23 protein-coding genes are annotated in these 23,090 nt (G+C 71.4%); 8 read left to right on the forward strand and 15 right to left on the reverse strand.

Going from position 1 to position 23,090, the window contains the following annotated elements; all coding sequences use genetic code 11:
• Window positions 1–4: 4 nt before the first annotated feature.
• The 7 genes from BLT97_RS03270 to BLT97_RS03300 form a co-directional block, all read right to left on the reverse strand.
• Window positions 5–787: an ABC transporter ATP-binding protein gene (locus BLT97_RS03270; protein ID WP_425442635.1), complete on the reverse strand. Its 783-nt coding sequence runs from the start codon at window positions 785–787 to the stop codon at window positions 5–7.
• Window positions 780–1,727, reverse strand: a complete 948-nt coding sequence (locus BLT97_RS03275) for an ABC transporter permease (RefSeq protein ID WP_093607087.1) — start codon at window positions 1,725–1,727, stop codon at window positions 780–782. The genes BLT97_RS03270 and BLT97_RS03275 overlap by 8 nt, the downstream gene beginning before the upstream one ends.
• A 98-nt stretch (window positions 1,728–1,825) precedes the next feature.
• Window positions 1,826–2,671, reverse strand: coding sequence for a glycosyltransferase family 2 protein (locus tag BLT97_RS03280; RefSeq protein ID WP_093607742.1), 846 nt, complete (start codon window positions 2,669–2,671; stop codon window positions 1,826–1,828).
• A gap of 44 nt (window positions 2,672–2,715) precedes the next feature.
• A complete protein-coding gene (locus tag BLT97_RS03285) occupies window positions 2,716–3,495 on the reverse strand; it encodes a CDP-alcohol phosphatidyltransferase family protein (RefSeq protein WP_093607088.1) in 780 nt (259 codons plus the stop codon).
• On the reverse strand, window positions 3,473–4,540 hold the full coding sequence (locus tag BLT97_RS03290) for an iron-containing alcohol dehydrogenase family protein (protein ID WP_093607089.1): 1,068 nt from the start codon (window positions 4,538–4,540) through the stop codon (window positions 3,473–3,475). The genes BLT97_RS03285 and BLT97_RS03290 overlap by 23 nt, the downstream gene beginning before the upstream one ends.
• Window positions 4,528–5,265 carry a phosphocholine cytidylyltransferase family protein gene (locus tag BLT97_RS03295; RefSeq protein ID WP_093607090.1) on the reverse strand — a complete coding sequence of 246 codons (738 nt, stop codon included), beginning with the start codon at window positions 5,263–5,265 and terminating at the stop codon, window positions 4,528–4,530. Before BLT97_RS03295 ends, BLT97_RS03290 begins: the two co-directional genes overlap by 13 nt.
• On the reverse strand, window positions 5,262–7,079 hold the full coding sequence (locus tag BLT97_RS03300; RefSeq protein ID WP_093607091.1) for a DUF5941 domain-containing protein: 1,818 nt from the start codon (window positions 7,077–7,079) through the stop codon (window positions 5,262–5,264). Before BLT97_RS03300 ends, BLT97_RS03295 begins: the two co-directional genes overlap by 4 nt.
• A gap of 409 nt (window positions 7,080–7,488) precedes the next feature.
• Between BLT97_RS03300 and BLT97_RS03305 the strand changes: the two genes are divergently transcribed.
• A complete protein-coding gene (locus BLT97_RS03305) occupies window positions 7,489–8,424 on the forward strand; it encodes a cation diffusion facilitator family transporter (protein ID WP_093607092.1) in 936 nt (311 codons plus the stop codon).
• 34 nt (window positions 8,425–8,458) lie between these two features.
• Here BLT97_RS03305 and BLT97_RS03310 read toward each other — a convergent pair whose 3' ends face one another.
• The gene (locus BLT97_RS03310) at window positions 8,459–8,980 is read right to left on the reverse strand and encodes an iron chaperone (protein ID WP_425442636.1); all 522 of its coding nucleotides are present in this window, start codon (window positions 8,978–8,980) and stop codon (window positions 8,459–8,461) included.
• Between the two features lie 135 nt (window positions 8,981–9,115).
• Here BLT97_RS03310 and BLT97_RS03315 point away from each other — a divergent pair, with 135 nt between their 5' ends.
• Together BLT97_RS03315 and idi are read left to right on the forward strand one after the other, a co-directional pair.
• Complete coding sequence (locus tag BLT97_RS03315) at window positions 9,116–9,637, forward strand: GNAT family N-acetyltransferase (RefSeq protein WP_093607093.1); 522 nt, start codon at window positions 9,116–9,118, stop codon at window positions 9,635–9,637.
• A 173-nt stretch (window positions 9,638–9,810) separates the two neighbouring features.
• Window positions 9,811–10,404: an isopentenyl-diphosphate Delta-isomerase gene (idi, locus tag BLT97_RS03320; RefSeq protein WP_093607094.1), complete on the forward strand. Its 594-nt coding sequence runs from the start codon at window positions 9,811–9,813 to the stop codon at window positions 10,402–10,404.
• On the opposite strand, the gene BLT97_RS03325 is transcribed toward idi, so the two are convergent.
• Both BLT97_RS03325 and BLT97_RS03330 read right to left on the reverse strand, forming a co-directional pair.
• Window positions 10,370–10,906, reverse strand: coding sequence for an ATP-binding protein (locus BLT97_RS03325; protein WP_425442637.1), 537 nt, complete (start codon window positions 10,904–10,906; stop codon window positions 10,370–10,372). The genes idi and BLT97_RS03325 overlap by 35 nt on opposite strands.
• A gap of 131 nt (window positions 10,907–11,037) precedes the next feature.
• Window positions 11,038–11,613, reverse strand: coding sequence for an HdeD family acid-resistance protein (locus tag BLT97_RS03330; protein WP_093607744.1), 576 nt, complete (start codon window positions 11,611–11,613; stop codon window positions 11,038–11,040).
• A gap of 234 nt (window positions 11,614–11,847) precedes the next feature.
• Here BLT97_RS03330 and BLT97_RS03335 point away from each other — a divergent pair, with 234 nt between their 5' ends.
• Window positions 11,848–12,603, forward strand: a complete 756-nt coding sequence (locus BLT97_RS03335) for an enoyl-CoA hydratase/isomerase family protein (RefSeq protein WP_093607096.1) — start codon at window positions 11,848–11,850, stop codon at window positions 12,601–12,603.
• Window positions 12,604–12,687: 84 nt separating this feature from the next.
• Here the strand turns inward: BLT97_RS03335 and BLT97_RS03340 are convergent, their stop codons facing one another.
• The 3 genes from BLT97_RS03340 to BLT97_RS03350 all read right to left on the reverse strand — a co-directional run bounded on the left by BLT97_RS03340 (window position 12,688) and on the right by BLT97_RS03350 (window position 15,071).
• Window positions 12,688–13,299: a DJ-1/PfpI family protein gene (locus BLT97_RS03340; protein WP_093607097.1), complete on the reverse strand. Its 612-nt coding sequence runs from the start codon at window positions 13,297–13,299 to the stop codon at window positions 12,688–12,690.
• A 93-nt stretch (window positions 13,300–13,392) separates the two neighbouring features.
• Entirely contained in the window at window positions 13,393–14,028 is a 636-nt protein-coding gene (locus BLT97_RS03345) for a DJ-1/PfpI family protein (RefSeq protein WP_093607098.1), read from the reverse strand.
• A gap of 56 nt (window positions 14,029–14,084) precedes the next feature.
• Window positions 14,085–15,071, reverse strand: coding sequence for a GlxA family transcriptional regulator (locus BLT97_RS03350; protein WP_093607099.1), 987 nt, complete (start codon window positions 15,069–15,071; stop codon window positions 14,085–14,087).
• Window positions 15,072–15,209: 138 nt separating this feature from the next.
• Between BLT97_RS03350 and BLT97_RS03355 the strand changes: the two genes are divergently transcribed.
• The 3 genes from BLT97_RS03355 (at window position 15,210) to BLT97_RS03360 (ending at window position 18,819) form a co-directional block, all read left to right on the forward strand.
• Entirely contained in the window at window positions 15,210–16,073 is an 864-nt protein-coding gene (locus BLT97_RS03355) for an SCO6745 family protein (protein ID WP_093607100.1), read from the forward strand.
• Window positions 16,074–16,166: 93 nt separating this feature from the next.
• Entirely contained in the window at window positions 16,167–16,310 is a 144-nt protein-coding gene (locus BLT97_RS37735; RefSeq protein ID WP_176953623.1) for an LPFR motif small protein, read from the forward strand.
• Between the two features lie 127 nt (window positions 16,311–16,437).
• Window positions 16,438–18,819, forward strand: a complete 2,382-nt coding sequence (locus tag BLT97_RS03360) for a Tex family protein (protein WP_093607101.1) — start codon at window positions 16,438–16,440, stop codon at window positions 18,817–18,819.
• 122 nt (window positions 18,820–18,941) lie between these two features.
• Here the strand turns inward: BLT97_RS03360 and BLT97_RS03365 are convergent, their stop codons facing one another.
• A complete protein-coding gene (locus tag BLT97_RS03365; protein WP_093607102.1) occupies window positions 18,942–19,973 on the reverse strand; it encodes an oxidoreductase in 1,032 nt (343 codons plus the stop codon).
• 339 nt (window positions 19,974–20,312) lie between these two features.
• On the opposite strand from BLT97_RS03365, the gene BLT97_RS03370 reads away from it, so the two are divergent.
• Window positions 20,313–21,236, forward strand: coding sequence for an FAD-dependent oxidoreductase (locus tag BLT97_RS03370; protein ID WP_176953624.1), 924 nt, complete (start codon window positions 20,313–20,315; stop codon window positions 21,234–21,236).
• 118 nt (window positions 21,237–21,354) lie between these two features.
• Here BLT97_RS03370 and BLT97_RS03375 read toward each other — a convergent pair whose 3' ends face one another.
• Window positions 21,355–23,073: a BCCT family transporter gene (locus BLT97_RS03375; protein WP_093607103.1), complete on the reverse strand. Its 1,719-nt coding sequence runs from the start codon at window positions 23,071–23,073 to the stop codon at window positions 21,355–21,357.
• Between the last annotated feature and the right edge of the window lie 17 nt (window positions 23,074–23,090).

Consider the following 23,090-nt stretch of genomic DNA (forward strand, 5'->3'; position numbering starts at 1 on the left):
ACGGCTACTTGCCGGTGAACTTCTCGTACTCCTTGAGGACCTCGTCCGTGGGTCCGTCCATGCGCAGCTCGCCGCGCTCCAGCCACAGGACCCGGTCGCAGGTGTCGCGGATGGACTTGTTGTTGTGGCTGACCAGGAAGACCGTGCCGGCCTCCTTGCGCAGTTCGCGGATGCGCGCCTCGGAGCGCTTCTGGAAGGCGCGGTCACCGGTGGCGAGCGCCTCGTCGATCATGAGGACGTCGTGGTCCTTGGCCGCCGCGATGGAGAACCGCAGGCGGGCCGCCATACCCGAGGAGTAGGTGCGCATCGGCAGGGTGATGAAGTCGCCCTTCTCGTTGATCCCCGAGAAGTCGACGATGTCCTGGTAGCGCGCCCTGATCTGCTCGCGGGACATACCCATCGCGAGCCCGCCGAGTATGACGTTGCGCTCGCCCGTCAGGTCGTTCATCAGGGCCGCGTTCACACCGAGCAGGGAGGGCTGGCCGTCGGTGTAGACCTTGCCGCGCTCGGCGGGCAGCAGGCCCGCGATGGCGCGCAGCAGGGTGGACTTGCCGGAGCCGTTGGAGCCGATCAGGCCGATGGCCTCGCCCCGGTACGCCGTGAAGCTCACGCCGCGCACCGCGTGCACCTTGCGGACGCCGCGCTCCTCGCCGCGCTTGAGGATGCGGCTGAGGGCGGCGGTGGCGCTGCCCTTGCCGCTCTTGGCACCGTTGACGCGGTAGACGATGTGCAGCTCGTCCGCGATGACGGTGGGAATCCTCGTCTGGTTCAAGGGGGTCTCAGCCACGGCCGTAGCGCTCCTCAGCCTTCCAGAAGTACACGAAACCGATGACACCGATCAGGACGGCCCAGCCCACGGCGAGGGCCCACACGTGCGGGGGCATGGGGTTGTGCTGGGTGATGCCGTCGATCAGGGCGTAGCGCATCAGGTCCATGTAGACCGCGGCCGGGTTGGCCTGCAGGACGTCGGCCAGCCAGGCCGGTGCGTGCGCCTTGGCCAGCATCGGGGCCAGCGGGAACATCACGCCGGACGCGTACATCCAGGTCCGCAGGATGAACGGCATGAGCTGCGCGAGGTCGGGCGTCTTGCTGCCGAGGCGCGCCATGATCATCGAGAGGCCGACGTTGAAGACGAACTGCAGGGCGAGGGCCGGCAGGAGCAGCAGCCACGACAGGTCGGGGTAGTGGCCGAAGCCGACCAGGATCGCGACCAGGACGATCATCGAGAACAGCAGCTGCTGGAGCTGCTGGAGCGAGAACGAGATGGGCAGCGAGGCGCGCGGGAAGTGCAGGGCGCGCACCAGGCCGAGGTTGCCCGAGATCGACCGCACGCCCGCCATGACCGAGCTCTGCGTGAAGGTGAACACGAAGACGCCGGTGACGAGGAAGGGCACGTACATGTCGTTGCCCATGCCACCGCGGCCGCCGAGCAGCAGACCGAAGATGAAGAAGTAGACCGCCGCGTTGAGCAGCGGCGTGGCCACCTGCCACAGCTGGCCGAGCTTGGCCTGGCTGTACTGGGCCGTCAGCTTGGCCTGCGAGAAGGCGAGGATGAAGTGCCGCCGGTTCCACAGCTGCCGGACGTACTCGAACAGGCCTGGCCTGGCGCCGCTCTGGCTGAGGCCGTACTTGGCCGCCAGCTCGGCCCGCGAGAGCCGGTCGTCGGGGGACTGCTGCCCCAGAGACGCTGTCACCGTGACACCGCCATCATGCGTCGTCTCACTCACAAGTGGAAACTTTCGTCTTCTTGAATGCGCCGTGGGTCTCGCGCGCAGGCGAACACCGGGGCCGGGGTATGGCCCGAATGTTCTCAGACACGAGCTTGTCAGATGACAGGAGGTCGGCCCAGTCGGGTCAGCCGCCACACCGTGCGCCAGCGCATGGGACGCCGGGGCCCGCACGGTGTGCGCCAGCCCTCCTTGAAACCGCCGAACCAGGCCCTCAGCGCGGGCCGCGACGGGCGGCGCAGCAGGGTGAGGAGCAGCCAGATCCCGAGGTAGACGGGGACCAGCGGGGCCGGCAGGTTGCGGCGGGCGAGCCAGACGCGGTTGCGGGCGACCATGCGGTGGTAGACCGCGTGCCGCGAGGGTGCGGTGGTCGGGTGGTACAGGACCATGTCCGCGCGGTAGTCGATCATCCAGCCGGCGTCCAGGGCCCGCCAGGCGAGGTCGGTCTCCTCGTGCGCGTAGAAGAAGTCGTCGGGCAGCCCGCCGACCTCGGCGAAGACCTTCGTACGGACGGCGTTGGCGCCGCCGAGGAAGGTGGTCACGCGGGAGCTGCGCATCGGGTCGGAGGCCCGCAGGCGCGGCACGTGCCGTCGCTGGGTCTCCCCCGTGTCGGGGTCGGCGATCCGGAAGCTGATGATGCCGAGCTGCGGGTCGGCGGCGAAGGCCTCGCGGCACAGCTGTGCCGTGTCCTGCCGGGCGAGCAGGCCGTCGTCGTCCAGGAAGAGCAGGATGTCGACGTCCTTGCCCGCCGCGCCGAAGGCCTCGATGCCGACGTTGCGGCCGCCGGGGATGCCGAGGTTCTCGGGCAGTTCCACCGTCCGTACGCCCGCGGGCACGTCCGGCACCGGGGAGCCGTTGCCGACCACGACCACCTCGACCCGGTCGCCGTCCTGCTTGGCGACCGAGTCGAGCAGGGCGCGCAGCTCGTCGGGCCGGTTGCCCATCGTGATCACGACGGCCCCGACCTTGAGCTGCGTGGCCGCGGCCGTCACTTCAGCCTGCTCGAGGCCAGGATGGACACGAGGTGCAGGACCGTCTGCAGGAGCGCGATGCCGGCCAGCACGGCGACACCGAGACGCGAGAAGAACAGGTCGCCGCGGGCCGCGTCCACGATCGCGAGGAGCAGGATCAGGAGCGAGGCCTCGATGCCGAGCACCAGGCGGTGGAACTTCAGGGCGGCCGCGGCCTTGCGGGCCAGGGCCATCCCGGAGGAGCGCAGCTCGCTGGCCGCCTCCTGGACCACGGGCTTGCCGGCCTGGTGCCGGGCCACGCCGACCAGGTCCGTCTCCGACTTGATGAGGACGGCACCGAGCGCGGCGAGGGTCCCGAGGAACGCCCACAGCCAGTCGATGCGGCCCTCGCCCCAGAGGTCGGCGGCCCGCAGGCCGAAGCCCACCAGGACGGCGGCGTCGCAGAGGTACGCGGCGACGCGGTCGAGGTAGACACCGGCGAGCGAGTACTGCTTCTTCCAGCGGGCCAGTTCGCCGTCGACGCAGTCGAACAGCAGGTAGAGCTGCACCATCACCACACCGAGCACCGCGCCCCAGATCCCGGGGACGAGCAGGGCAGGTGCGGCGAGGGCGCCGGCGAGGGTCATCACGTAGGTCACCTGGTTCGGGGTGACCTTCGTGTTCACCAGGTGCCGGTCCACGCGCAGCGAGATCTCGCGCATGTAGAGCCGGCCGGCCCAGTGCTCGCCGCTGCGGCGGTCCTTCACCCCGGCGGGGTGCACGACCGGGCGCAGCTCAGCTACCGATGGCTTTGACATAGTCGGCGTAGGCGTCCTTGATCTGTTCGGCGTTGTAGTCGAGGTGCTCGAGGATCGTGTAGCGGCCCGGACGGGTCTGCGGGGCGAAGAGCACCGCGTCCACCAGGTCCTGGTCGCTGTAGCCCATCTCCTCCGCGAGGACCGGAAGGCCGTGGCGGCGCAGGGTCGCCACCATCTCCTGTGTGGTCTCGTGGTCACCGCGCAGGTACGTGGCGAACGCGCCGCCGAACCCGCACTGCTCGCCGTGCTGCGCGTTGCGCTTGGGGAAGAGCAGGTCGAAGGCGTGGCAGATCTCGTGGCAGGCGCCCGATGCGGGGCGGGAGTCACCGGCCACGGACATGGCGAGACCGCACATCACGAGGGACTCGGCGAGCACGCTCAGGAAGTCGTCGTCGCCGATGCCCCCGGGGTGCCGGAGCACCGCGTGGGCGGCCTGGCGTGCCATCGCGGCGGCCAGGCCGTCGATCTGCTCGCCGTTGACCTTGTGGGACAGCTCCCAGTCGGCGACGGCGGAGATCTTGCAGATCACGTCGCCGATGCCTGCGCGCACGAAGCGGGCCGGTGCGTCCCGGATCACGTCGAGGTCGATGACGACACCGATCGGGTTCGGCACACCGTACGAGCCGCGGCCCGCGTCGTTGTCGAGCGTCGCGACCGGGGAGCACAGGCCGTCGTGCGCGAGGTTGGTGGCCACGGCGACCAGCGGCAGGCCCACTCGGGCCGCCGCGTACTTCGCGCAGTCGACGACCTTGCCGCCGCCGAGCGAGACCACCGCGTCGTAGCGTCCTGCCTTCTTGATCGAGTCGGCCAGCTTGACGGCGCCGTCGATGGTGCCGTCGGCGTCGTCGAACCAGTCCGCGCCCGGGAAGGCCGGCGCGAAGCGCTCCTGCAGCATCTTGCCGGAGCCGCCGCTGCTGATCGCGAACGCCAGCTTGCCCGTGGGGGCGATGCGCTGGTCGGTGAGGATCGTGGCCAGGTCGTCGAGGGCGCCCGCCCGGATGTCGACGACGACCGGGCTGGGCATCAGCCGGGTCAGTACTGGCACGCGATCTCCCGCCCCTTGGCCAGGTCGTCGTGGTTGTCGATCTCGACCCACTTCACGTCGCCGATCGGCGCCACGTCGATCTTGAAGCCGCGGTTCACGAGCTCCTGGTAGCCGTGCTCGTAGAACTGCTGCGGGTCGGCCTCGAAGACCGTCTTGAGGGCGTCGGCCAGCTCGTCGGCGGCCTCGCCCTCGATGAGGGTGACGCCGATGTACTCGCCGGAGGCCTCCGCCGGGTCCATCAGCTTGGTGATCTTCGTCATGCCCTTCTCGGCATCGACGACGACCTTCATCTCCTCGTCCGCGAGGGACTTCACCGTGTCGATGGCGAGGATGATCTTCTTGCCGTCGCCGCGGGCGGCGAGCAGCGTGTGCTCCACGGAGACCGGGTGCACGGTGTCGCCGTTGGCGAGGATCACGTCGTGCTTGATGGCGTCACGGCCGCACCAGAGGGAGTAGGCGTTGTTCCACTCCTCGGCCTTGTCGTTGTCGATCAGCGTGATCTTCAGGCCGTACTTCGCCTCGAGCGCCGCCTTGCGCTCGTAGACGGCCTCCTTCTTGTAACCGACGATGATCGCGACCTCGGTGAGCCCGATCTCGGCGAAGTTGCCGAGGGTCAGGTCGAGGATGGTGGTGTCACCATCGACGGGCACCAGGGCCTTGGGCAGGGTGTCCGTGTAGGGACGCAGACGCCGTCCGGCGCCTGCCGCAAGGACGAGGCCGATCATGCGGGTTCTCCTTCATCGTGTACGGCGGGTGCGCCTTGTCGGGCGGCGATCACCCAGAAGCGGATGCTCTCGGTGAGCACCACCAGTGCCACGGCCACGGCGAGAGCCGTGAGCGCGACGGTGAAGTCCTGTGCGGACAGCAGCGCGGCCGCAACCGCGACCAGAAGCGTCCTGCCCTCTTGCCCGCCGATCGAGCGCACGAGCCAGTGCGGAGGAGCACCGGTGCCTCCGCGGATGCGGTACACCGTGTCGTAGTGATGGTAGGCGACCGCCGCCACCAGCCCGAAAGCCGCGGGCAAGGCTCCGTTCACATCCGCCTTCGCGGCCAGGACGAGCACGGTGAGGTACTCGCCGGCGCGGAACAGCGGGGGGACGAGCCAGTCGAGGGGGCCCTTGAGGGGGGCGCTGACGGCGAAGCCGCTGAGCAGCGCGTACATCGCCGCGGAGCCGACCAGTGCCCAGGTGCCGTACTCCGAGACCGCGGCGTTCAGGACCAGTGCGACGGCGAGCGCTGCGGCCACCGGGGCCTTGTAACCGCCGAGCCGGCGCCCGCGGCCCGGCAGGTCGCCGCCCAGATACGTGGCGATCGGTCCGTTGTCGGCCAGGTCCACCAGGGCCCGGGCCGCCCGGTCCGTGCGCTCGGCCTTGCGGGTCAGCGACCGCAGGACGCGTCCCGCCGTCGTGTAGAGCGCCGCGAACGCGCAGCCGATCAGGAGCACGACCAACGTGATCCGCGGCGTGGTGAGCGCGGTCAGGACGGCGATCAGGGCCCAGCGCTCGCCGATCGGCAGCACGATCATGCGACGCACCCACACCGTCCAGCCGACGCTGTCGAGTTTGTCGGAGAGGGCGGCCGTGGGGCTGGTGTTGGCGGTGGCGTCGTGGTTGGCCTCGGTGAACGCGAAGTCCACGACATGCCGGCAGGTCTGCAGGACCATCGCGCCGAGTGCGAGCGCCCATACGTCGTCCCCGCCGCGGGCCGCGCCGAGGGCCAGGCCCGCGTAGTAGGCGTACTCCTTGGCGCGGTCGAAAGTGGCGTCGAGCCAGGCGCCCATCGTCGAGTACTGCAGCGAGTAGCGGGCGAGCTGTCCGTCGGTGCAGTCCAGGACGAACGAGAAGATCAGCAGCACACCGGCGGCGACGAAGCCCCAGCGCTCACCGGTGGCGGCGCAGCCGGCCGCGACGAGCGCGGTGATCAGCGAGGCCGTGGTGACCTGGTTCGGGGTCAGGCCGCGGCGGGCGCACCAGCGGGCGATGTAGCGCGAGTACGGGCTGATGAAGTGGGTGGTGAAGAAGCCGTCGCGGGACTTCACGGCCGTACGGAGCCGGATCGCCTCTTCGTCGACCGCGGCGACGGCCTGCCGGGCCTCGTTGCGCGCCTGCGGGTCGGCCGGGACGGTGGCGACGAGAGCGCCGAGGTCGGGGCGGTGCACCTCCGTGCCGTCCGCTTCGAGTGCGGTGGCCACGCGGTCGGCGAGTGCGTCCACGCGTACGACGGTGTCGCCGCCCGCACTGACGGCGGCCTGCTCCACGGCACGCGCGAACGCGGCCCGTGCGGAGGGCAGGACGGAGACGGCGCCCGACACGGCCGAGGCATTGAAGCGCGGGTCGGTCAGCCCGAGGCGCAGGGCGTGCAGGTGGCCGACGAAGCCGCTGTCGACGAGGGCGACGCGCTCATCAGCAGGTACGGAGGCCAGCAGGACGGCGGCGTCGGCCGGGGCGGAAGCGGTCCGCACGTCGAAGCCCAGGGCCCGCAGATCGCCTTCGAGCGACGAGCCGGGTACCGGCGAACCGGTGAGGATGGCGGTCGACAGACGAACTCACTCCTTGGGAGGCCGGCGCGCGGCCGGGCGGCGTGCAGGTGGGGACCCCCGGGCCGACGGGGCCGGGCGGCACGACGGCTGAGGTTATCGGATGAATGGAAGCGGCCGTTCACCGCCCGTTCACGGCCCGATCAAGGCGGCGTGCGGGCGCACGGCCGCCGTGTTCATCTTCCTTGATGCGGCCCTGAAGTCACAAACCGCGACGGTGGCGGCCAACGCTTCGCGCACCGGCCGCAAGGCTCTGACCTGCACCGCGTTTGCCCAGGTCAGGGCACATGACAACGGTGTTCAATGCAGCGTTGCCATATACCCCCCACCCGTAGTTCACTGTGATCGCCGGCTCGCTCCACGGGCCCGCGCACCGCACCTGCGTCCGACGAGAACCAGCGAAGGAGCACCGATGGGAGCCGGGCACGACCACGGGCACACTCACGGCAATTCGGGTGGCACGGCGTCAGCCGCCTATACGGGGCGTTTGCGTACCGCTCTGTGCATCACGCTCGGCATCATGGTCGTGCAGATCATCGGCGGCATCGCGGCCAACTCGCTCGCGCTGGTGGCCGACGCCGCGCACATGGCGACCGACGCGCTCGGCCTCGGCATGGCGCTGCTCGCGATCCACTTCGCCAACCGCCCCGCGAGCGCGAACCGCACCTTCGGGTTCGCCCGCGCCGAGATCCTCGCGGCGCTCGCCAACTGTGTGCTGCTGCTCGGGGTCGGCGGCTTCGTCCTCTACGAGGCGGTCGAGCGGTTCTTCACGCCGGCCGACACGGACGGCGGACTGGCGATCGTCTTCGGTGTGATCGGCCTCGTCGCCAACATGATCTCGCTGTCGCTGCTGATGCGCGGCCAGAAGGAGAGCCTGAACGTGCGGGGCGCCTTCCTGGAGGTCCTCGCGGACGCCCTCGGCTCCGCCACCGTCATCGTCTCGGCGACGGTCATCCTGCTCACCGGCTGGACCGTCGCGGACCCGATCGCGTCCATCGTGATCGGCCTGATGATCGTGCCCCGCACCGTCAAACTGCTCCGCGAGACGCTCAACGTGCTCCTCGAAGCGGCGCCCAAGGGGGTCGACATGGAGGAGGTGCGCGCGCACATGCTGGCCCTGCCCGGCGTCGAGGACGTGCACGACCTGCACGCCTGGACCATCACCTCGGGGATGCCAGTGCTCTCGGCGCACGTGGTGGTCAGCGCGGAGATGCTCGACTCGATCGGCCACGAGAAGCTCCTGCACGACCTTCAGGGGTGCCTCGGGGACCACTTCGACGTGGAGCACTGCACCTTCCAGCTGGAGCCGGGCGGGCATGCGGACCACGAGGCGAAGGTGTGCCACTGAGACACCCCTGCGGGGCGGCGCCGGCGGTGCGGCGTCAGGAGACGGCGCGGCGCACCATCTCGGCGACCCGCTTCTCGACCTCGGGCGTCAGCTCGGTGACGGCGAACGAGGTGGGCCACATCGCGCCGTCGTCGAGGTTCGCGGTCTGCTCGAAGCCGAGCGTGAGGTAGCGGACCTTGAACTTTGCCGCGGGCGTGATGAAGCACAGCACCTTGCCGTCCTTCGCATAGGCCGGCATCCCGTAGTACGTGCGCGGGACGAGGTCCGGGCCGTTCTCCTTGATGATCTCGTGGAGGCGCTCGGCGATGACCCGGTCGGTGCCGGTCATCTCCTCGATCTTGCCGCGGACGACGCCCTCGGGATCCGCCTTCTCGGCGGCCTTGAGCTCCTTGGCCCGCTCCCGCATGGCCGCGCGCTCCTCCTCGGAGAAGCCCTCGTACGACTTCGCGGCCTTCTTGGCGGGCGCCTTCTTGGCGGGTGCCTTCTTCGCAGCCGCCTTCTTTACGGGCGCGGCGGGCGCGGCGGTCTTGGCTGTGGTCTTCTTCGCGGTGGCCATCGGAGTGCCTTTCGCTGCGGGCCGGCGTCTGTGGTTCCAGGCTAGGAACAGGGGCGGGGCGACGGCTTCTTCAAAACTGCTTGATCATGGGGACATCGACAAGCGCCAGGACAGCGTCAGGACGAGGAGAACGGTATGAGCGAGCGACAGGACTGGATCGTGCGCCCGGAGCGGCCCGCGGACCGCGAGGCGGTGCACGCGCTCAACGCGGCGGCCTTCGAGACCCCCATGGAGGCCGATCTGGTGGACGCGCTGCGCGCGGACACCGACGCGTGGATCGAGGGCCTGTCGTACGTGGCCGAGGCCCCGGACGGCGAGCTGGCCGCGTTCGCCTTGATCACGCGGTGCCGCGTGGACGAGGCGCCGGCGCTGGCGCTCGCTCCGGTGGCGACGCTCCCGAAGTACCAGCGCCAGGGGGCGGGGCAGGCCGTGATCGAGGCCGTGGTCGACGCCGCGCGGGCGCGGGGGCAGGAGCGCCTGCTGACGGTGCTCGGGCATCCCGAGTACTACCCGCGCTTCGGGTTCACGCGGGCGTCCGGCTTCGGCGTCAGGCCCGGGTTCGAGGTGCCGGACGAGGCCATGATGGCGATGGTCTTCGAGGGCGAGGGCCCGGTCCCCTCGGGCACGATCCGGTATCCGGCGGCGTTCGGGGTCTGAGCGGAGCAACCGTGCGGGGGTGCGGGGGCGTCAGCCTCCACGGAGGCCCGGCGCCGCGGGGCGGAGCCGCGAGTCGCCGGGGCGGAGCTCCGGAATGAGGCCGACGCGGAGCGCCGGAGCACGGTGCCCGGCGAACTGCGGCAGACTTGAGGCTTCGACCCGAAAGGACGGTTATGCCGATCACCCCAGCCCCCGCGGCGAACAGTTCCAGGAACGGCGCCGCGGAAGCGATCCTGCTCGAACTGGTCGACGAGGACGGCACCACCATCGGCACCGCGGAGAAGCTCTCCGCGCACCAGGCGCCCGGTCAGCTGCACCGGGCGTTCTCCGTGTTCCTCTTCGACGAGCGGGGCCGGCTGCTGCTGCAGCGCCGGGCGCTCGGCAAGTACCACTCCCCCGGCGTCTGGTCCAACACCTGCTGCGGGCACCCGTATCCGGGCGAGGCCCCCTTCGCCGCGGCGGCCCGGCGGGTCTGGGAGGAGCTGGGTGTCTCGCCCTCGCTGATGGCCGAGGCCGGCACCGTGCGCTACAACCACCCCGACCCGGACTCGGGCCTGGTGGAGCAGGAGTTCAACCACCTGTTCGTCGGCATGGTGCAGTCCCCGCTGCGTCCGGACCCGGACGAGGTCGGCGAGACGGCGTTCGTGACGCCCGAGGAGCTGCTCGTGCGGCATGAGCAGGGTCCGTTCTCCGCCTGGTTCATGACGGTGCTCGACGCCGCGCGGCCCGCGATCAGAGAGCTGACGGGTCCAGGCGCCGGCTGGTGAGCAGCGGCTTGAGCGGCAGGGCGGCCCAGATCACCTTGCCGCCGGTCGCGGTGTGCTCGGCGTCGCAGGCCCCGCCGGCCTCCCGTGTGATCTCGCGTACGAGGAGCAGCCCGCGCCCGCCCGTCTGCCCCTGATCGGCTTCGAGCGCCTTGGGGCGGTACGGGTGGTTGTCCTCGACGGAGACCCGCACCCACTCGGCGCCCACCGCCACCTCGACGGCGAGCATCGGCGAGAGCAGCGCCGCGTGCCGTACGACATTGGTGACCAGCTCGGAGACGATCAGGAGCAGGCCCTGCACGGTGTCGTCGGCGGCGGGCACCCCCTGCCGGGCGAGCAGGTCGCGCACCGCCCTGCGGGCCTGCGGCACGGAGGCGTCCACGGACGGTGCGGTGAATCTCCAGACGCCCTCGTACGGCAGTGGCCCGGCCGCTGGTGGGTCGGGGGGCACCCTGCCGTAGTCGCGCATCGTCCGGTCGCCGCCCTCACGCTCGATTGTCACCACGCTTCGAGTTTGGGAAGGTTTTGGTCCGTACCGCATCGCTGACCGGAACTCGTCGTGTATCGACGGTATTTGATCGAGCGCGTATGACAGCGTCAGTTGTGCGACTGATTGATGTGCTTCTTGTTCTGACTTCAAGCTGTCGGGGATTCAGGGGGTTTGGGGCCCTCGGAGCCCTCAACTCCGCTTACCTGCCGCACGATGCGCCGGCCCGCGATCCCCATCGCCACGAGTCCGAGCCCGTCGAAGAGCAGCGCGAGCGAGAAGAAGCAGCCGATCACGTAGAGGCTGCTGCCCGGCCACTCGAAGAGGATCAGCACACCGATCAGGACGCCGAACGCGCCCTGCACCAGCGTCAGTCCGAACTGCGGCCCGCGCACCACGACACTGCCGACCAGGCGGAACACACCGCCGGTGAGGAAGAGCAGCGCCGCGAACATGGTGAGGGCCTCGGCCGTGCCCTGCGGATGGCGGATCACCACGACGCCGGCGGCGAGGTTGAGCGCGGCCACGACCACGCCGAGCCAGAAGAAGTTGGAGCCGCGGTTCTGCAGCGCGTGCACCAGGCCGACCAGACCGCCGACCAGGAGCAGCCAGCCGAACAGCAGCATCGAGGTGAGCGTGGCGACGCCGGTGTAGACGAGGCCGACCAGGCCGCCGAGGACGAGGATCCAGCCGAGGAAGGCCATCAGGCCCAGGCTGCGGCTCATCTTGCGGCCGGGCTCGGTGAGCTTGCCCTCGGAGCGGCCCGCGCCCTCGCCCGTGGGGCCCGGAGCGGCGGGCTTCTCGGCGGTGTCGGGGCGCGCGGCCGCGCCTTCGGGCGCCGGCTCGGTGCCCGCGGCCGGCTTGTCTGCGGCTGAGTCTTCGGGTGTGGCCATGGCGTCTCCCTCGGGGCGCCCCCTGGTCCGATCGTACGAGCAGGGGCTGCCGGTAGCATCCGGCGCATGTCATCGGATCCCCAGCCGCAGCTCGTCCATGCCTGCGCCGACGGGGTCGCCACCGTGGTGATCTCGCATCCGGCCAAGCGCAACGCCATGACCAACGCCATGTGGCGGGCGCTGCCGCCGCTGCTCGACGAGCTCGCCGCCGATCCCGGGGTGCGCGTTCTGGTCCTGACGGGTGACGGGGCGACATTCTGCGCCGGCGCCGACATCTCGGGGCTCGTCGAGTCCGCGGACGAGGCGCGGGAGCTGGCGGTGCGGGCGGAGGAGGCGCTGGCCGCCTTCCCGAAGCCCACGCTCGCGGCGGTACGGGGGCACTGCGTGGGCGGGGGCTGCCAGCTGGCGGTGGCCTGCGATCTGCGGTTCGTGACCGAGGGCGCCACGTTCGGGATCACGCCGTCGAAGCTCGGGATCGTGTACGCGGCCTCGTCGACCCGGCGCCTGGTCGACCTGGTCGGCCCGGCGACCGCCAAGTACCTGCTGTTCTCGGGCGAGTTGATCGACAGCGCGCGTGCGCTGCGCACCGGGCTCGTGGACGAGGTGCTCGCGGAGGACGAACTGGACAAGCGGGTGGCGGAGTTCGCGGGGATCCTCGCGTCCAGGTCGCTGCTCACGCAGGTCGCGGCGAAGGAGTTCGCGGCCGGGCGCGCCGACCGCGAGGACCACTGGAGTGCGCAGATGCGCGCGGGCGGCGACACCGTGGAGGGTGTCACCGCCTTTCTGGAGCGCAGGAAGCCGCAGTTCCGGTGGGCGCCCTGAGCCGGACGGCACTGTGGGCGCCCTGAGCCGGACGGCCACCGGCGCACCGAGCCGGGCGGCCCCTGCCCTGCACGGCCGCGCGGTTCAGAGGCTGCGCATCATCTCCACCAGGTGGGCGGGCGCCTTGTCGGGCGAGCCCGCGTCGTAGGGCGGCTGCGGGTCGTACTCCGTCATCAGCTGGACGACCTGGGCGTGGTCGTCGCCCGCGATCCGGCCCGCGAGCGCCAGGCCCATGTCGATGCCGGAGGAGACCCCGGCGGCCGTCACGTACTTGCCGTCGAAGACGACCCGCTCGCTCGTCGGCTCCACGCCGTACTGCCGGATCCTGTCCAGCCACAGCCAGTGCGCGGTGGCGCGGCGGCCTTCGAGCAGTCCGGCAGCGGCGAGCAGCAGCGAGCCGGTGCACACGGAGGTCGTCCAGGTCGTGGTGGCGTCGGCGGCGCGCAGCCAGTCCCTGAGCTCCTGGTCGCGCACGGGCACATCGGGGCCGCCGGGGACGACGACCAGGTCGGGGCGGGTGACCTCGGCGAAGGTCCTGGTGGCGACGAGCGCCAGGTTGCCGGTGTCGTCCTTGACCGGCCCGGTCCGGGCGGCCACGAACACGGTCTCGGCGCCCGGCAGCGGGCCGAGCGTCTGGTACGGGCCGACGGCGTCGAGGGCCGTGAACCCGTCGAAGAGGACGATGGCGATCTGCATGGTTCCCCCTGTGATCGGTGTGGTGGGCACCTGTGCGCCCAGTGGTGTGGTGGGCTCGTTGCGCCCGGTGTGGTGGGTCCGTGCGGGCCCGGGTCAGTTCTGCGGGTGCCGGGTGCCGGCACGGAACTCGGCCACGAGGTCGGCCGGTGCTTTGTCAGGCGAGCCCGCGTCGTACGGAGGCTGCGGGTCGTACTCGGTGAGCAACTGCAGGGACAGGGCGGTGCGCTCACCGGCGATCCGGCCGGCGAGCGCGAGGGCCATGTCGATGCCGGAGGAGACTCCGGCGGCCGTGGCGTACTTGCCGTCGAAGACGACCCGTTCGCCGGTGGGCTCGGCGCCGAAGCTGCCGAGGTGGTTCAGGGCGAGCCAGTGCGAGGTCGCGCGGCGGCCCTTGAGCAGGCCCGCGGCGGCGAGCAGCAGCGAGCCGGTGCAGACCGAGGTGGTCCAGGTGCTCGTGGCGTCGGCGGCGCGCAGCCAGTCCAGGAGGACGGGGTTGTCCATCTGCGGTGTCTGGCCGGGTCCGCCGGGCACCAGGACGAGGTCCGGGTGCGGCACCTCGGCGAACGTGCGGTCGGCGGTGAGCGTGAGGGAGCCGCCGTCGTTGCGGACCGGGCCCGTCTGCTCCGCGACGAAGACCGTCTCCGTGTCCGGCAGGCGGCTGAGGATCTCGTACGGGCCCACGGCGTCCAGCGCGGTGAAGCGGTCGAAGAGGACGATCGCGAGCTGCATGGTGACTCCAAGTCGGTGGCGGTGACGGGTGGTTGGAGCTGCCCCGAGGGCGCGGCTCAGACCGGGACCGGGCGGAAGCGGCGGCGGTACTCGGCCGGCGGGACGCCGAGCGTCTTGAGGAAGGCGCGGCGCATGGCCTCCGGTGTGCCGTAGCCGCAGGCCCGGGAGATCTCCTCGACGCCCTGCGTGCTGTCCTCCAGGAGCCTGCGGGCCTGCTCCAGACGGACGCGTTCCACGTACCGGCCGGGCGTCATGCCCGTCTCGGCCTGGAAGGCGCGCGCGAAGTGCCGGGGCGAGAGGCGGGCGCGGGCGGCGAGCGCGTCCACGCTGAGGTCGGCGGCGGGGTGCTCGCTGATCCACTGCTGCACGTCGCGCAGCGGCTCGCGCTGCGCCGTCTGGGCCGCCAACTGGGCGCTGAACTGGGCCTGGTTGCCGGGGCGGCGCAGGAAGACCACGAGCACGCGGGCGACCATGAGCGCGGCGTCGCGGCCGAGGTCCTCCTCGACCAGGGCGAGCGCGAGGTCGATGCCGGCGGTGACCCCGGCGGAGGTGGCCACATGGCCGTCGCGCACGTAGATCGCGTCCGGCTGCACGTCGATCTCGGGGTGGTGCCGGGCGAGCGTGTCGCAGAAGCCCCAGTGGGTGGTCGCGCGGCGGCCGTCGAGCAGTCCGGCTCCGGCGAGCAGGAGCGCACCGGTGCAGACCGACACCAGGCGCTCGGCGCTCGGCGCGTGCGCCCTCAACCAGGCGACCAGGCCGTCGTCGGGTGCGCGGGTACCGGTGCCGCCGGGCACGAGCAGGGTGTGCGGGGCGGGCATCGCGTCCAGCGGCCCGTCGGGGACGAGCGTGAGTCCGCTGGAGGTGCGCACCGGGCGTCCGTCGAGGGACGCGGTGCGGATCTCGTACGGCTCGCTGCTCGCCCCGTCGAGGTCGGCCCGGCCGCCCCCGTAGTGCCCGGCGGCGGCGAACACCTCGACGGGGCCCGTGACATCGAGACTCTGGACGCCGTCGAAGAGGACGACGAGCACGCTGCGCTTCGTCATGACTCCATTGTTTTGGCGGCGCGGGATGACAGCAATGTCGAGTACCCCACCTTTCCTGCCATGCCGCCGGCCACTGAGCGGCCCTCCCCTAAGCGCTTGCTCTTCCCTCCATACCGACCCGTCGGTAACGTGCGGCGCATGACCTCTCCCCTGCCGGCCAAGGCCGGACGCCGCTGCCACAACGTGCTCAATCCGCTGCACTCCACGCACTACTTCTCGCCGGAGTTCGCGAAGGAGATGGGCGCGCTCGGGCTGGACGGCTGGAGCCCCGCGTACTTCGCGGGCCGCTCGGCGGCGATGGGCGCCGTGGGTGCGGGCACGGTGGCGGCGACGTACTACAACTTCAAGTACGAGCTGATCGCCGCGCACGTGCCGGCGATCTGGGAGAGCGCCTCGCCCGAGGAGGTGCTCGCCGGGCGGCTGCGCGCGGTGGACGCGAACCTGCGGCGGATGCTCGGAGAGGCGGTCGGCAGCGCGGAGATGGCGGAGGCGGCGCGGCTCGCGCTGACCGCCGCCGAGGCCTGCACGCGGCACGCCCGCCCGCTGTACGCGGCCCACGCCGACCTGCCCGTACCGGAGGAGCCGCACCTGGCGCTCTGGCACGCCGCCACGCTGCTGCGCGAGCACCGGGGCGACGGACACATCGCGGCCCTGCTCGACGCGGGGCTCGGCCCGGTGGAGGCGCTGGTCACCCACACCGCGACCGGCAAGGGCTTCTCGGTCAAGTGGAACATCGAGACGCGCGGCTGGAACCGCGCGGAGTGGGACGCGGCCGTCGCGAGCCTTCAGGACCGCGGACTCCTCGACGCGGAGCGGGAGTTGACCGCTGCGGGCAAGGAGCTGCGCACCGAGCTGGAGCTGGTGACGGACCGGCTGGACGCGGCCCCGTACGAGCACCTCGGGGCAGCCGGTGTGGAACGTCTGACGGAACTGGCCGGCGGCTTCCTGATGACCGCGCTCGGCGCCGGTGCCTTCCCGGCGGACCTCATCGGCAAGGACTGACCCGCACGATGGCGCCGTACCGGCTGGGCGTTTGACCGGTACGGCACCGGCTACCCGCTCGTCTGTACGCGTCCGCAGACGAAAGGGGACATCGTGTTCCGCGCCATCGCCGATGTACTGCGCCAGATCGCCGGGGCGATCGCCACCGTGGTGACGTTGCCGTTCCGGGCCCTGGCCCGGCTGTTCGGCGGCGCCTCCTCCTCGGGACGCCGGACGAGGTCGCCGCGCCGCGCCTGACCCGAGCGCCGGCGCCCCGTCCGGTCAGGTCGGCGCGCCGCGTCCGGCCTGACCGGTTTCCCGCCCTGCCGGTGCCGCCTGCCACAATGGCGCCCTCAAGCTCAGCGAGAAGGCGGTACGGGAAATCGTGACCACACCCACGTTGTCCATCGAGAGCAGGATCGCCGAGGAGCTCGGCGTAGCGGAGCGGCAGGTCAAGGCCGCGGTCGAGCTGCTCGACGGGGGCTCGACCGTGCCTTTCATCGCGCGGTACCGCAAGGAAGCCACCGGCATGCTCGACGACGCGCAGCTGCGCACGCTCGAGGAGCGGCTGCGGTATCTGCGCGAGCTGGAGGAGCGCCGCACGGCCGTCCTCGATTCGGTACGGGAGCAGGGCAAGCTCACCGCCGAGCTGGAGGCGCAGATCCGGGCGGCCGACACCAAGGCGCGGCTCGAGGACATCTATCTGCCGTTCAAGCCGAAGCGGCGCACCAAGGCGCAGATCGCCCGCGAGGCGGGGCTCGAGCCGCTGGCCGACGGCCTGTTCGGCGACCCGACCGTGGAGCCGCTCGCGGCGGCGGCCGCGTTCGTGGACCCCGGCAAGGGCGTCGCGGATGCGCAGGCCGCCCTGGACGGCGCCCGCGCCATCCTCACCGAGCGCTTCGCGGAGGACGCCGACCTGATCGGCGAGCTGCGCGAGCGCATGTGGACGCGCGGCCGGCTCGCCTCCAAGGTGCACGAGGGCAAGGAGACCGAGGGCGCGAAGTTCTCGGACTACTTCGACTTCTCCGAGCCCTTCACCGAGCTCCCCTCGCACCGCATCCTCGCGCTGCTGCGCGGCGAGAAGGAGGGCATGCTCGACCTGGTCCTCGAGCCCGAGGAGCCGACGGACGGGCCCTCTTCGTACGAGGGCATCGTGGCCCACAAGTTCGGGATCGCCGACCGTGGGCGTCCGGCCGACAAGTGGCTGCTCGACACGGCCCGTTGGGCCTGGCGCACCCGCATCCTGGTGCACCTCGGCATCGACCTGCGGCTGCGGCTGCGGACCGCCGCCGAGGACGAGGCGGTCAAGGTGTTCGCGGCGAATCTGCGCGATCTGCTGCTCGCCGCCCCCGCGGGCACGCGCGCCACGCTCGGCCTCGACCCCGGATTCCGTACGGGTGTGAAGGTGGCCGTCGTCGACGCGACCGGCAAGGTGGTCGCGACCGACACGATCTACCCGCACGTCCCGGCCAACAAGTGGGACGAGGCCCTCGCGAAGCTCGCGCGGCTCTGCGCCGAGCACAAGGTCGAGCTGGTCGCGATCGGCAACGGGACGGCCTCGCGCGAGACGGACAAGCTCGCCGCTGAACTGATCACGAAGCACCCGGAGTTGAAGCTCACCAAGGTGATGGTCTCCGAGGCGGGCGCCTCGGTGTACTCGGCCTCGGCCTTCGCCTCCCAGGAGCTGCCCGACCTCGATGTGTCGATCCGCGGCGCCGTGTCGATCGCGCGCCGCCTCCAGGACCCGCTCGCGGAGCTGGTGAAGATCGACCCGAAGTCGATCGGTGTGGGCCAGTACCAGCACGACCTGTCCGAGGTGAAGCTCTCGCGCTCGCTCGACGCGGTGGTCGAGGACTGTGTGAACGGTGTCGGCGTGGACGTGAACACCGCCTCCGCGCCGCTGCTCGCCCGCGTCTCCGGCATCGGCGCGGGGCTGGCCGAGAACATCGTGGCGCACCGGGACGCCAACGGCCCGTTCCGCTCCCGCTCCGGCCTCAAGGACGTGCCGCGGCTCGGCCCGAAGGCGTACGAGCAGTGCGCGGGCTTCCTGCGGATCCGCGGCGGCGACGACCCGCTGGACGCCTCCGCGGTGCACCCCGAGGCGTACCCGGTGGTGCGGCGGATGGTGAAGCAGACCGGCGGCGAAGTCGCGGCGCTGATCGGCAACACCTCGACGCTCAAGTCCCTGCGCGCCGCCGACTTCGTGGACGACACCTTCGGTCTGCCGACCGTCACGGACATCCTGCGCGAGCTGGAGAAGCCCGGGCGCGACCCGCGGCCGGCGTTCAAGACGGCCACCTTCAAGGAGGGCGTCGAGAAGATCGGCGACCTGGCCTCCGGGATGGTCCTCGAAGGCGTGGTCACGAACGTGGCGGCCTTCGGCGCGTTCGTCGACATCGGCGTGCACCAGGACGGCCTGGTGCACGTCTCGGCGATGTCCAAGACCTTCGTCAAGGACCCGCGGGACGTGGTGAAGCCGGGCGACATCGTCAAGGTGAAGGTGCTCGACGTCGACATCCCGCGCAAGCGGATCTCGCTGACGCTGCGGCTGGACGACGAGGCCGCGAAGGACGGCGGCGAGCGGCAGGGCGGCGGCGGCCGGCGCGAACGCGGTGGCCAGGGCGGCCGTCCGCCGCAGCAGCGCGGCGGCGGCAACCGGGACCGGCGCGGTGGCGGCGGTGGCGGGCGTCAGGCTCCGCCGCCGGCGAACAGCGCGATGGCGGACGCGCTGCGCAAGGCGGGTCTGGTGGACCCGAAGCGGCGCTGACGGTAGACGGGTGAAGGGGGCGGTCCTGTGCAAGGGCCGCCCCCTTCCGCATGGCTGGGTCCCGGCGCCCGCCAGGCTGCGACGACTCACACGCGCCGAATCACCGGCGATGCACCGCCCCCTCACCGCACCATCGGCGCCACCAGCACGCTGTCCGTCGTCCGCGCCACGATGTACGACTCCCCCTTGACCGCCTTCGCGTCGAGGGCGATCCGGTGCCTGCCGGCCTCCAGGACGTCGTCGAAGAGCTCGTGGGTGTGCGTGCGGTAGAGCCGGTCGAGGCGGTACCCGGTCAGCTGCACCCGGCAGGTCGAGGTCACCTCCACCCCGGCCTCGCCGTCCGCCGCGACCAGGCGCGTGAGCCGCCGCTGCTCCACGGGGCTGCGGTCCAGGGCGTCCTCGATCTGCGCGACGAGGATCGGGATGATGGGGGCGAGCCCTTCCACATACGCCACGTCGGCGCCGGTGCGCTCGAACGCCTCGCGCACGAGGGCGCGTTGGGTGTCGGTCACGGCCCGCCCGAAGGCGACCGCTCCGTAGGTCCGCAGCTCCTCGGTGGGCACGGCGGACGCGTCCTGGGTGATCTCCGCGCCTATACCGATGGTCCGCAGGGCCGCCGCGAGCTTGGCGAGCACGGCGACGCGGGCGCCGATGAGCAGCACCCTTCGTGGCAGGGCGGGTTCGGGGGCCGCGAGCAGCCGGCCGAGCTCGCTGCGGTAGCCCTCGCCGCGGAAGCGGAAGGGTCCGATGCCGTGGTAGCCGTCACGCTCCAGGTCCACCTCTTCCTGGGTCTGCCAGGCGAAGTCCCGCCAGATGTAGTCCTCGGCGTTCTCCGGGTCGCGCTCGATCACGGCCGTGACCGCGCCGCACTCCAGGGATTCGCACTCCGGGCAGCCGTAGATCACGAACCTCCCCTCGGGAAGGGGAGGTTCGGCCTCGAGCAGCAGTCTGCGCACATGCGTGGTGAAGATCGCGGGCGGTACGTCCGAGGCCAGCGGGGAGACGGCGTCGAGGTCGGACAGCTGGAAGAGCAGCGGCCGGCCGTCCACGATGAAGTCGGTGAAATCACGGTGGACTTGATAGTCACCGTTGGCCAGGACACCGCCGGCCCGCATCGCCGGGGCAAGACCGAAGGTCGCGTACTCGGCACACATGCCACGAGTATCCCCATCGAGGAGGCCGAGCGAGCATGCATCGGGGATTCGGCTGATCGGGTTCCGGTACGGCGGGTGTTGACGGCCTCGCCGTTGAGGGCGGCGGTGTCCGGCGACCTGCTCCGGGGGCAGCGCGGCGATCAATGTGGGTGCGGGCGACCAGCGCGGGTGCGGGCGACCAGCGCGGGCGGACTGCGGGTGTCGGCGCGGGCGTCCGGCTGCCGAGCGAGCATGCATCGGGGATTCGACTGATCGGGTTCCGGTACGCGGGAGTTCGCCCCCCACCGGCAGCACGGGCACCCCTCCACGGCGGGGTGCGCAGAAGCTAAGGTCGCCGCCATGGGTGCGGATGTGATCGTGGTGGGTGGCGGGGTCGTCGGGCTCGCGGCGGCGGTGGTGCTCGCGGAGGGTGGGCGGCGGGTGCGGGTGTGGGCGAAGGAGCCCACCGCGCGGACGACTTCGGCGGCCGCCGGTGCGATCTGCTGGCCGTACCGGATCGAGCCGCTCGAGAAGGCCGTCGACTGGTCCCTGCGCACGCTCGAGGTGTACGAGGAGATCGCCGCGCTGCCGCAGGAGACGGGGGTCCGCAGGGTCACCGGGGTGATGGCGGACAGTTCGCTGGTCGGCGCCTGGGCCGAAGCGCTGACCGGCGCGCGGCCCGTCAGCGGCCTGCCGGGCGGCTATGCGGATGGTGTGGAGGCCACCGTCCCCGTGCTCGACATGCCGGTCTTTCTGCGCTACCTGGTCCGGCGGCTCCTCGACGCGGGCGGCGCCGTGGAGGAGCGTACGGTGACGGACCTCGGCGAGCCGGCGGCCGAGGCCCCGGCGGTCGTGAACTGCAGCGGGCTCGGGGCGCGCGAGCTCGTGCCGGACGAGACCGTGTACCCCGTGCGCGGGCAGCTCGTCGTGGTGGAGAACCCGGGCCTGGACCGGTGGTTCGTGGGCGGTACCGAGGCCTATCTCATCCCGCATCCGCGCGGTGTCGTGCTCGGCGGCACGGCGGACGAGCACGACTGGAGCCGGGAGCCCGACCCGGCGACGGCGGCGGGGATCGTGGAGCGCTGCGCACGCATCCACCCGGAGCTCGCCTCGGCCCGGATCCTGGAGCACCGCGTGGGGCTGCGGCCCGCCCGCCCCTCCGTACGCCTGGAGCGTGAACTGACCGCCGAGGGCACCGTGTTGGTGCACAACTACGGGCACGGCGGCGGAGGGGTCACGGCGGCCTGGGGGTGCGCGCACGACGTGGCCGCATTGCTGGACTGATCCCGGGACACGGGAGCGTGTCATGCCGGGACACGGGAGCGGGGCATGCCGTGCGTCACGGCATGCCCCGCTCCCCCGGCCCCACGGCCGGACCCCCGGCCGCAGGACCGGGTCTCGCTCAGTCCTCCGTCGGCGCCGGGCCGATCCGGAGCTCGAACTCGCCGTCGTACTTCTCGTGGCCCGCGATCACCGCCATCTCGACGGCCTCCTCGCCCTTCTCGCCGCGGACGATCAGCGGGTCCTTGCGCAGATCGCGCATCAGCGCCCAGCACATGCCGAGCATCACGACCACGAAGGGCGCGGCGGCCAGGATCGTGAGGTTCTGCAGGCCTTGCAGGGCGTTGGGCTTGCCGTTGCCGATCATCAGCATCACGGCCGCGACGGCTCCGGTGACCACACCCCAGAAGACGACCACGAACCGGGTCGGCTCGAAGGTGCCGCGCTGCGAGAGCGTGCCCATGACGATGGAGGCCGCGTCGGCGCCGGAGACGAAGAAGATGCCGACGAGGATCATCACGAGGATGCTCATCACGGTGGGGATGGGGAACTCCCGCAGGAGCGCGAAGAGTTGGCCCTCGGGCGTGGACTCGTCGGCGAGCCGCCCGCTCTCCTTCATCTTCATCGCCGTACCGCCGAAGATGGCGAACCAGACCAGGCTGACCGTGCTGGGCACGAGGATCACCCCGCCGACGAACTGGCGGATGGTGCGGCCGCGGCTGATGCGCGCGATGAACATGCCGACGAACGGCGTCCAGGAGATCCACCAGGCCCAGTAGAAGACCGTCCAGCTGCCCAGCCAGTCGGCCACGCCCTCGCCGCCGCTGGCCTCGGTGCGGCCCGCGAGCTGCGGCAGATCACCGAAGTACGAGGCGATCGAGGTGGGCAGCAGGTCGAGGACGATCACGGTGGGGCCCGCGATGAACACGAACAGCGCGAGGATCAGGGCGAGCACCATGTTGGTGTTGGACAGCCACTGGATGCCCTTGTCGACGCCGGAGACAGCGGAGAGGACGAAGGCCGCGGTGAGGACCGCGATGATCGCCACCAGGACGCCCGTACTGATCGTCTTGGCCCAGTCGAGCTCGCGCATGCCGCTGCTGATCTGCAGCGTGCCGAGGCCGAGGGAGGCCGCGGAGCCGAAGAGCGTGGCGAAGATGGCGAGGATGTCGATGACGCGGCCCCAGCCGCCGTCGGCGTGCTTCTTGCCGATGAGCGGGGTGAACACCGCGCTGATGGTCTGCCGGCGCCGCTTGCGGAAGCTGCTGTACGCGATCGCCAGGCCCACCACCGCGTAGATCGCCCACGGGTGCAGCGTCCAGTGGAAGAGGGTGGTGGCCATCGCGGTCATCATGGCGGTGGCCGAGTCGGCGGGGTCGGTGCCCGGCGGGGGCGTCGTGAAGTGCGCAAGGGGTTCGCTGACCCCGTAGAACATCAGGCCGATCCCCATACCGGCGCTGAACATCATCGCGACCCAGGACACCGTGCGGAACTCGGGGTCCTCGCCCTCGCCGCCGAGGGTGATCTTCCCGTAGCGGCTGATCGCCAGCCACAGGGCGAAGACCACGAAGCCGGAGGCGGCCAGGACGAAGGCCCAACCGGCGTTGTGGATGAGCCCGTTGAGGGCCTTCTGGGAGACGTCCTCAAGGGTGTCGGTGGCGATCGCGCCCCACAGGACGAAGGCGAGGGTCAGCGCGGCGGTGACGCCGAACACCACCCGGTCGGTCGTCACCGCGCCATGGTCGTGCGGGCTGCCGGGGAGACCCGCGGACAGATGCGGATCGCCCCGGCCGGCCCGTTTCTCGTGTTTCTGCGGGCTGTTGTGCTCGTCGTGCGGCATCAGCGGCACCTTTCGAG

This window comes from Streptomyces indicus, from assembly GCF_900100315.1.
Classification (GTDB): Bacteria; Actinomycetota; Actinomycetes; order Streptomycetales; family Streptomycetaceae; genus Streptomyces; species Streptomyces indicus.

Bases quoted from the DNA above. Each gene is read 5' to 3' on its own strand.
- BLT97_RS03335 (WP_093607096.1), top strand. From the start codon at position 11,848: ATGTCATCGGATCCCCAGCCGCAGCTCGTCCATGCCTGCGCCGACGGG.
- BLT97_RS03285 (WP_093607088.1), bottom strand. From the start codon at position 3,495: ATGTCAAAGCCATCGGTAGCTGAGCTGCGCCCGGTCGTGCACCCCGCC.
- BLT97_RS03350 (WP_093607099.1), bottom strand. From the start codon at position 15,071: ATGACGAAGCGCAGCGTGCTCGTCGTCCTCTTCGACGGCGTCCAGAGT.
- BLT97_RS03280 (WP_093607742.1), bottom strand. From the start codon at position 2,671: ATGGGCAACCGGCCCGACGAGCTGCGCGCCCTGCTCGACTCGGTCGCC.
- BLT97_RS03345 (WP_093607098.1), bottom strand. From the start codon at position 14,028: ATGCAGCTCGCGATCGTCCTCTTCGACCGCTTCACCGCGCTGGACGCC.
- BLT97_RS03365 (WP_093607102.1), bottom strand. From the start codon at position 19,973: ATGTGTGCCGAGTACGCGACCTTCGGTCTTGCCCCGGCGATGCGGGCC.
- BLT97_RS03370 (WP_176953624.1), top strand. From the start codon at position 20,313: ATGGGTGCGGATGTGATCGTGGTGGGTGGCGGGGTCGTCGGGCTCGCG.
- BLT97_RS03330 (WP_093607744.1), bottom strand. From the start codon at position 11,613: ATGAGCCGCAGCCTGGGCCTGATGGCCTTCCTCGGCTGGATCCTCGTC.
- BLT97_RS03305 (WP_093607092.1), top strand. From the start codon at position 7,489: ATGGGAGCCGGGCACGACCACGGGCACACTCACGGCAATTCGGGTGGC.
- BLT97_RS03355 (WP_093607100.1), top strand. From the start codon at position 15,210: ATGACCTCTCCCCTGCCGGCCAAGGCCGGACGCCGCTGCCACAACGTG.
- BLT97_RS03315 (WP_093607093.1), top strand. From the start codon at position 9,116: ATGAGCGAGCGACAGGACTGGATCGTGCGCCCGGAGCGGCCCGCGGAC.
- BLT97_RS03295 (WP_093607090.1), bottom strand. From the start codon at position 5,265: ATGATCGGCCTCGTCCTTGCGGCAGGCGCCGGACGGCGTCTGCGTCCC.
- idi (WP_093607094.1), top strand. From the start codon at position 9,811: ATGCCGATCACCCCAGCCCCCGCGGCGAACAGTTCCAGGAACGGCGCC.
- BLT97_RS03375 (WP_093607103.1), bottom strand. From the start codon at position 23,073: ATGCCGCACGACGAGCACAACAGCCCGCAGAAACACGAGAAACGGGCC.
- BLT97_RS03340 (WP_093607097.1), bottom strand. From the start codon at position 13,299: ATGCAGATCGCCATCGTCCTCTTCGACGGGTTCACGGCCCTCGACGCC.
- BLT97_RS03310 (WP_425442636.1), bottom strand. From the start codon at position 8,980: ATGGCCACCGCGAAGAAGACCACAGCCAAGACCGCCGCGCCCGCCGCG.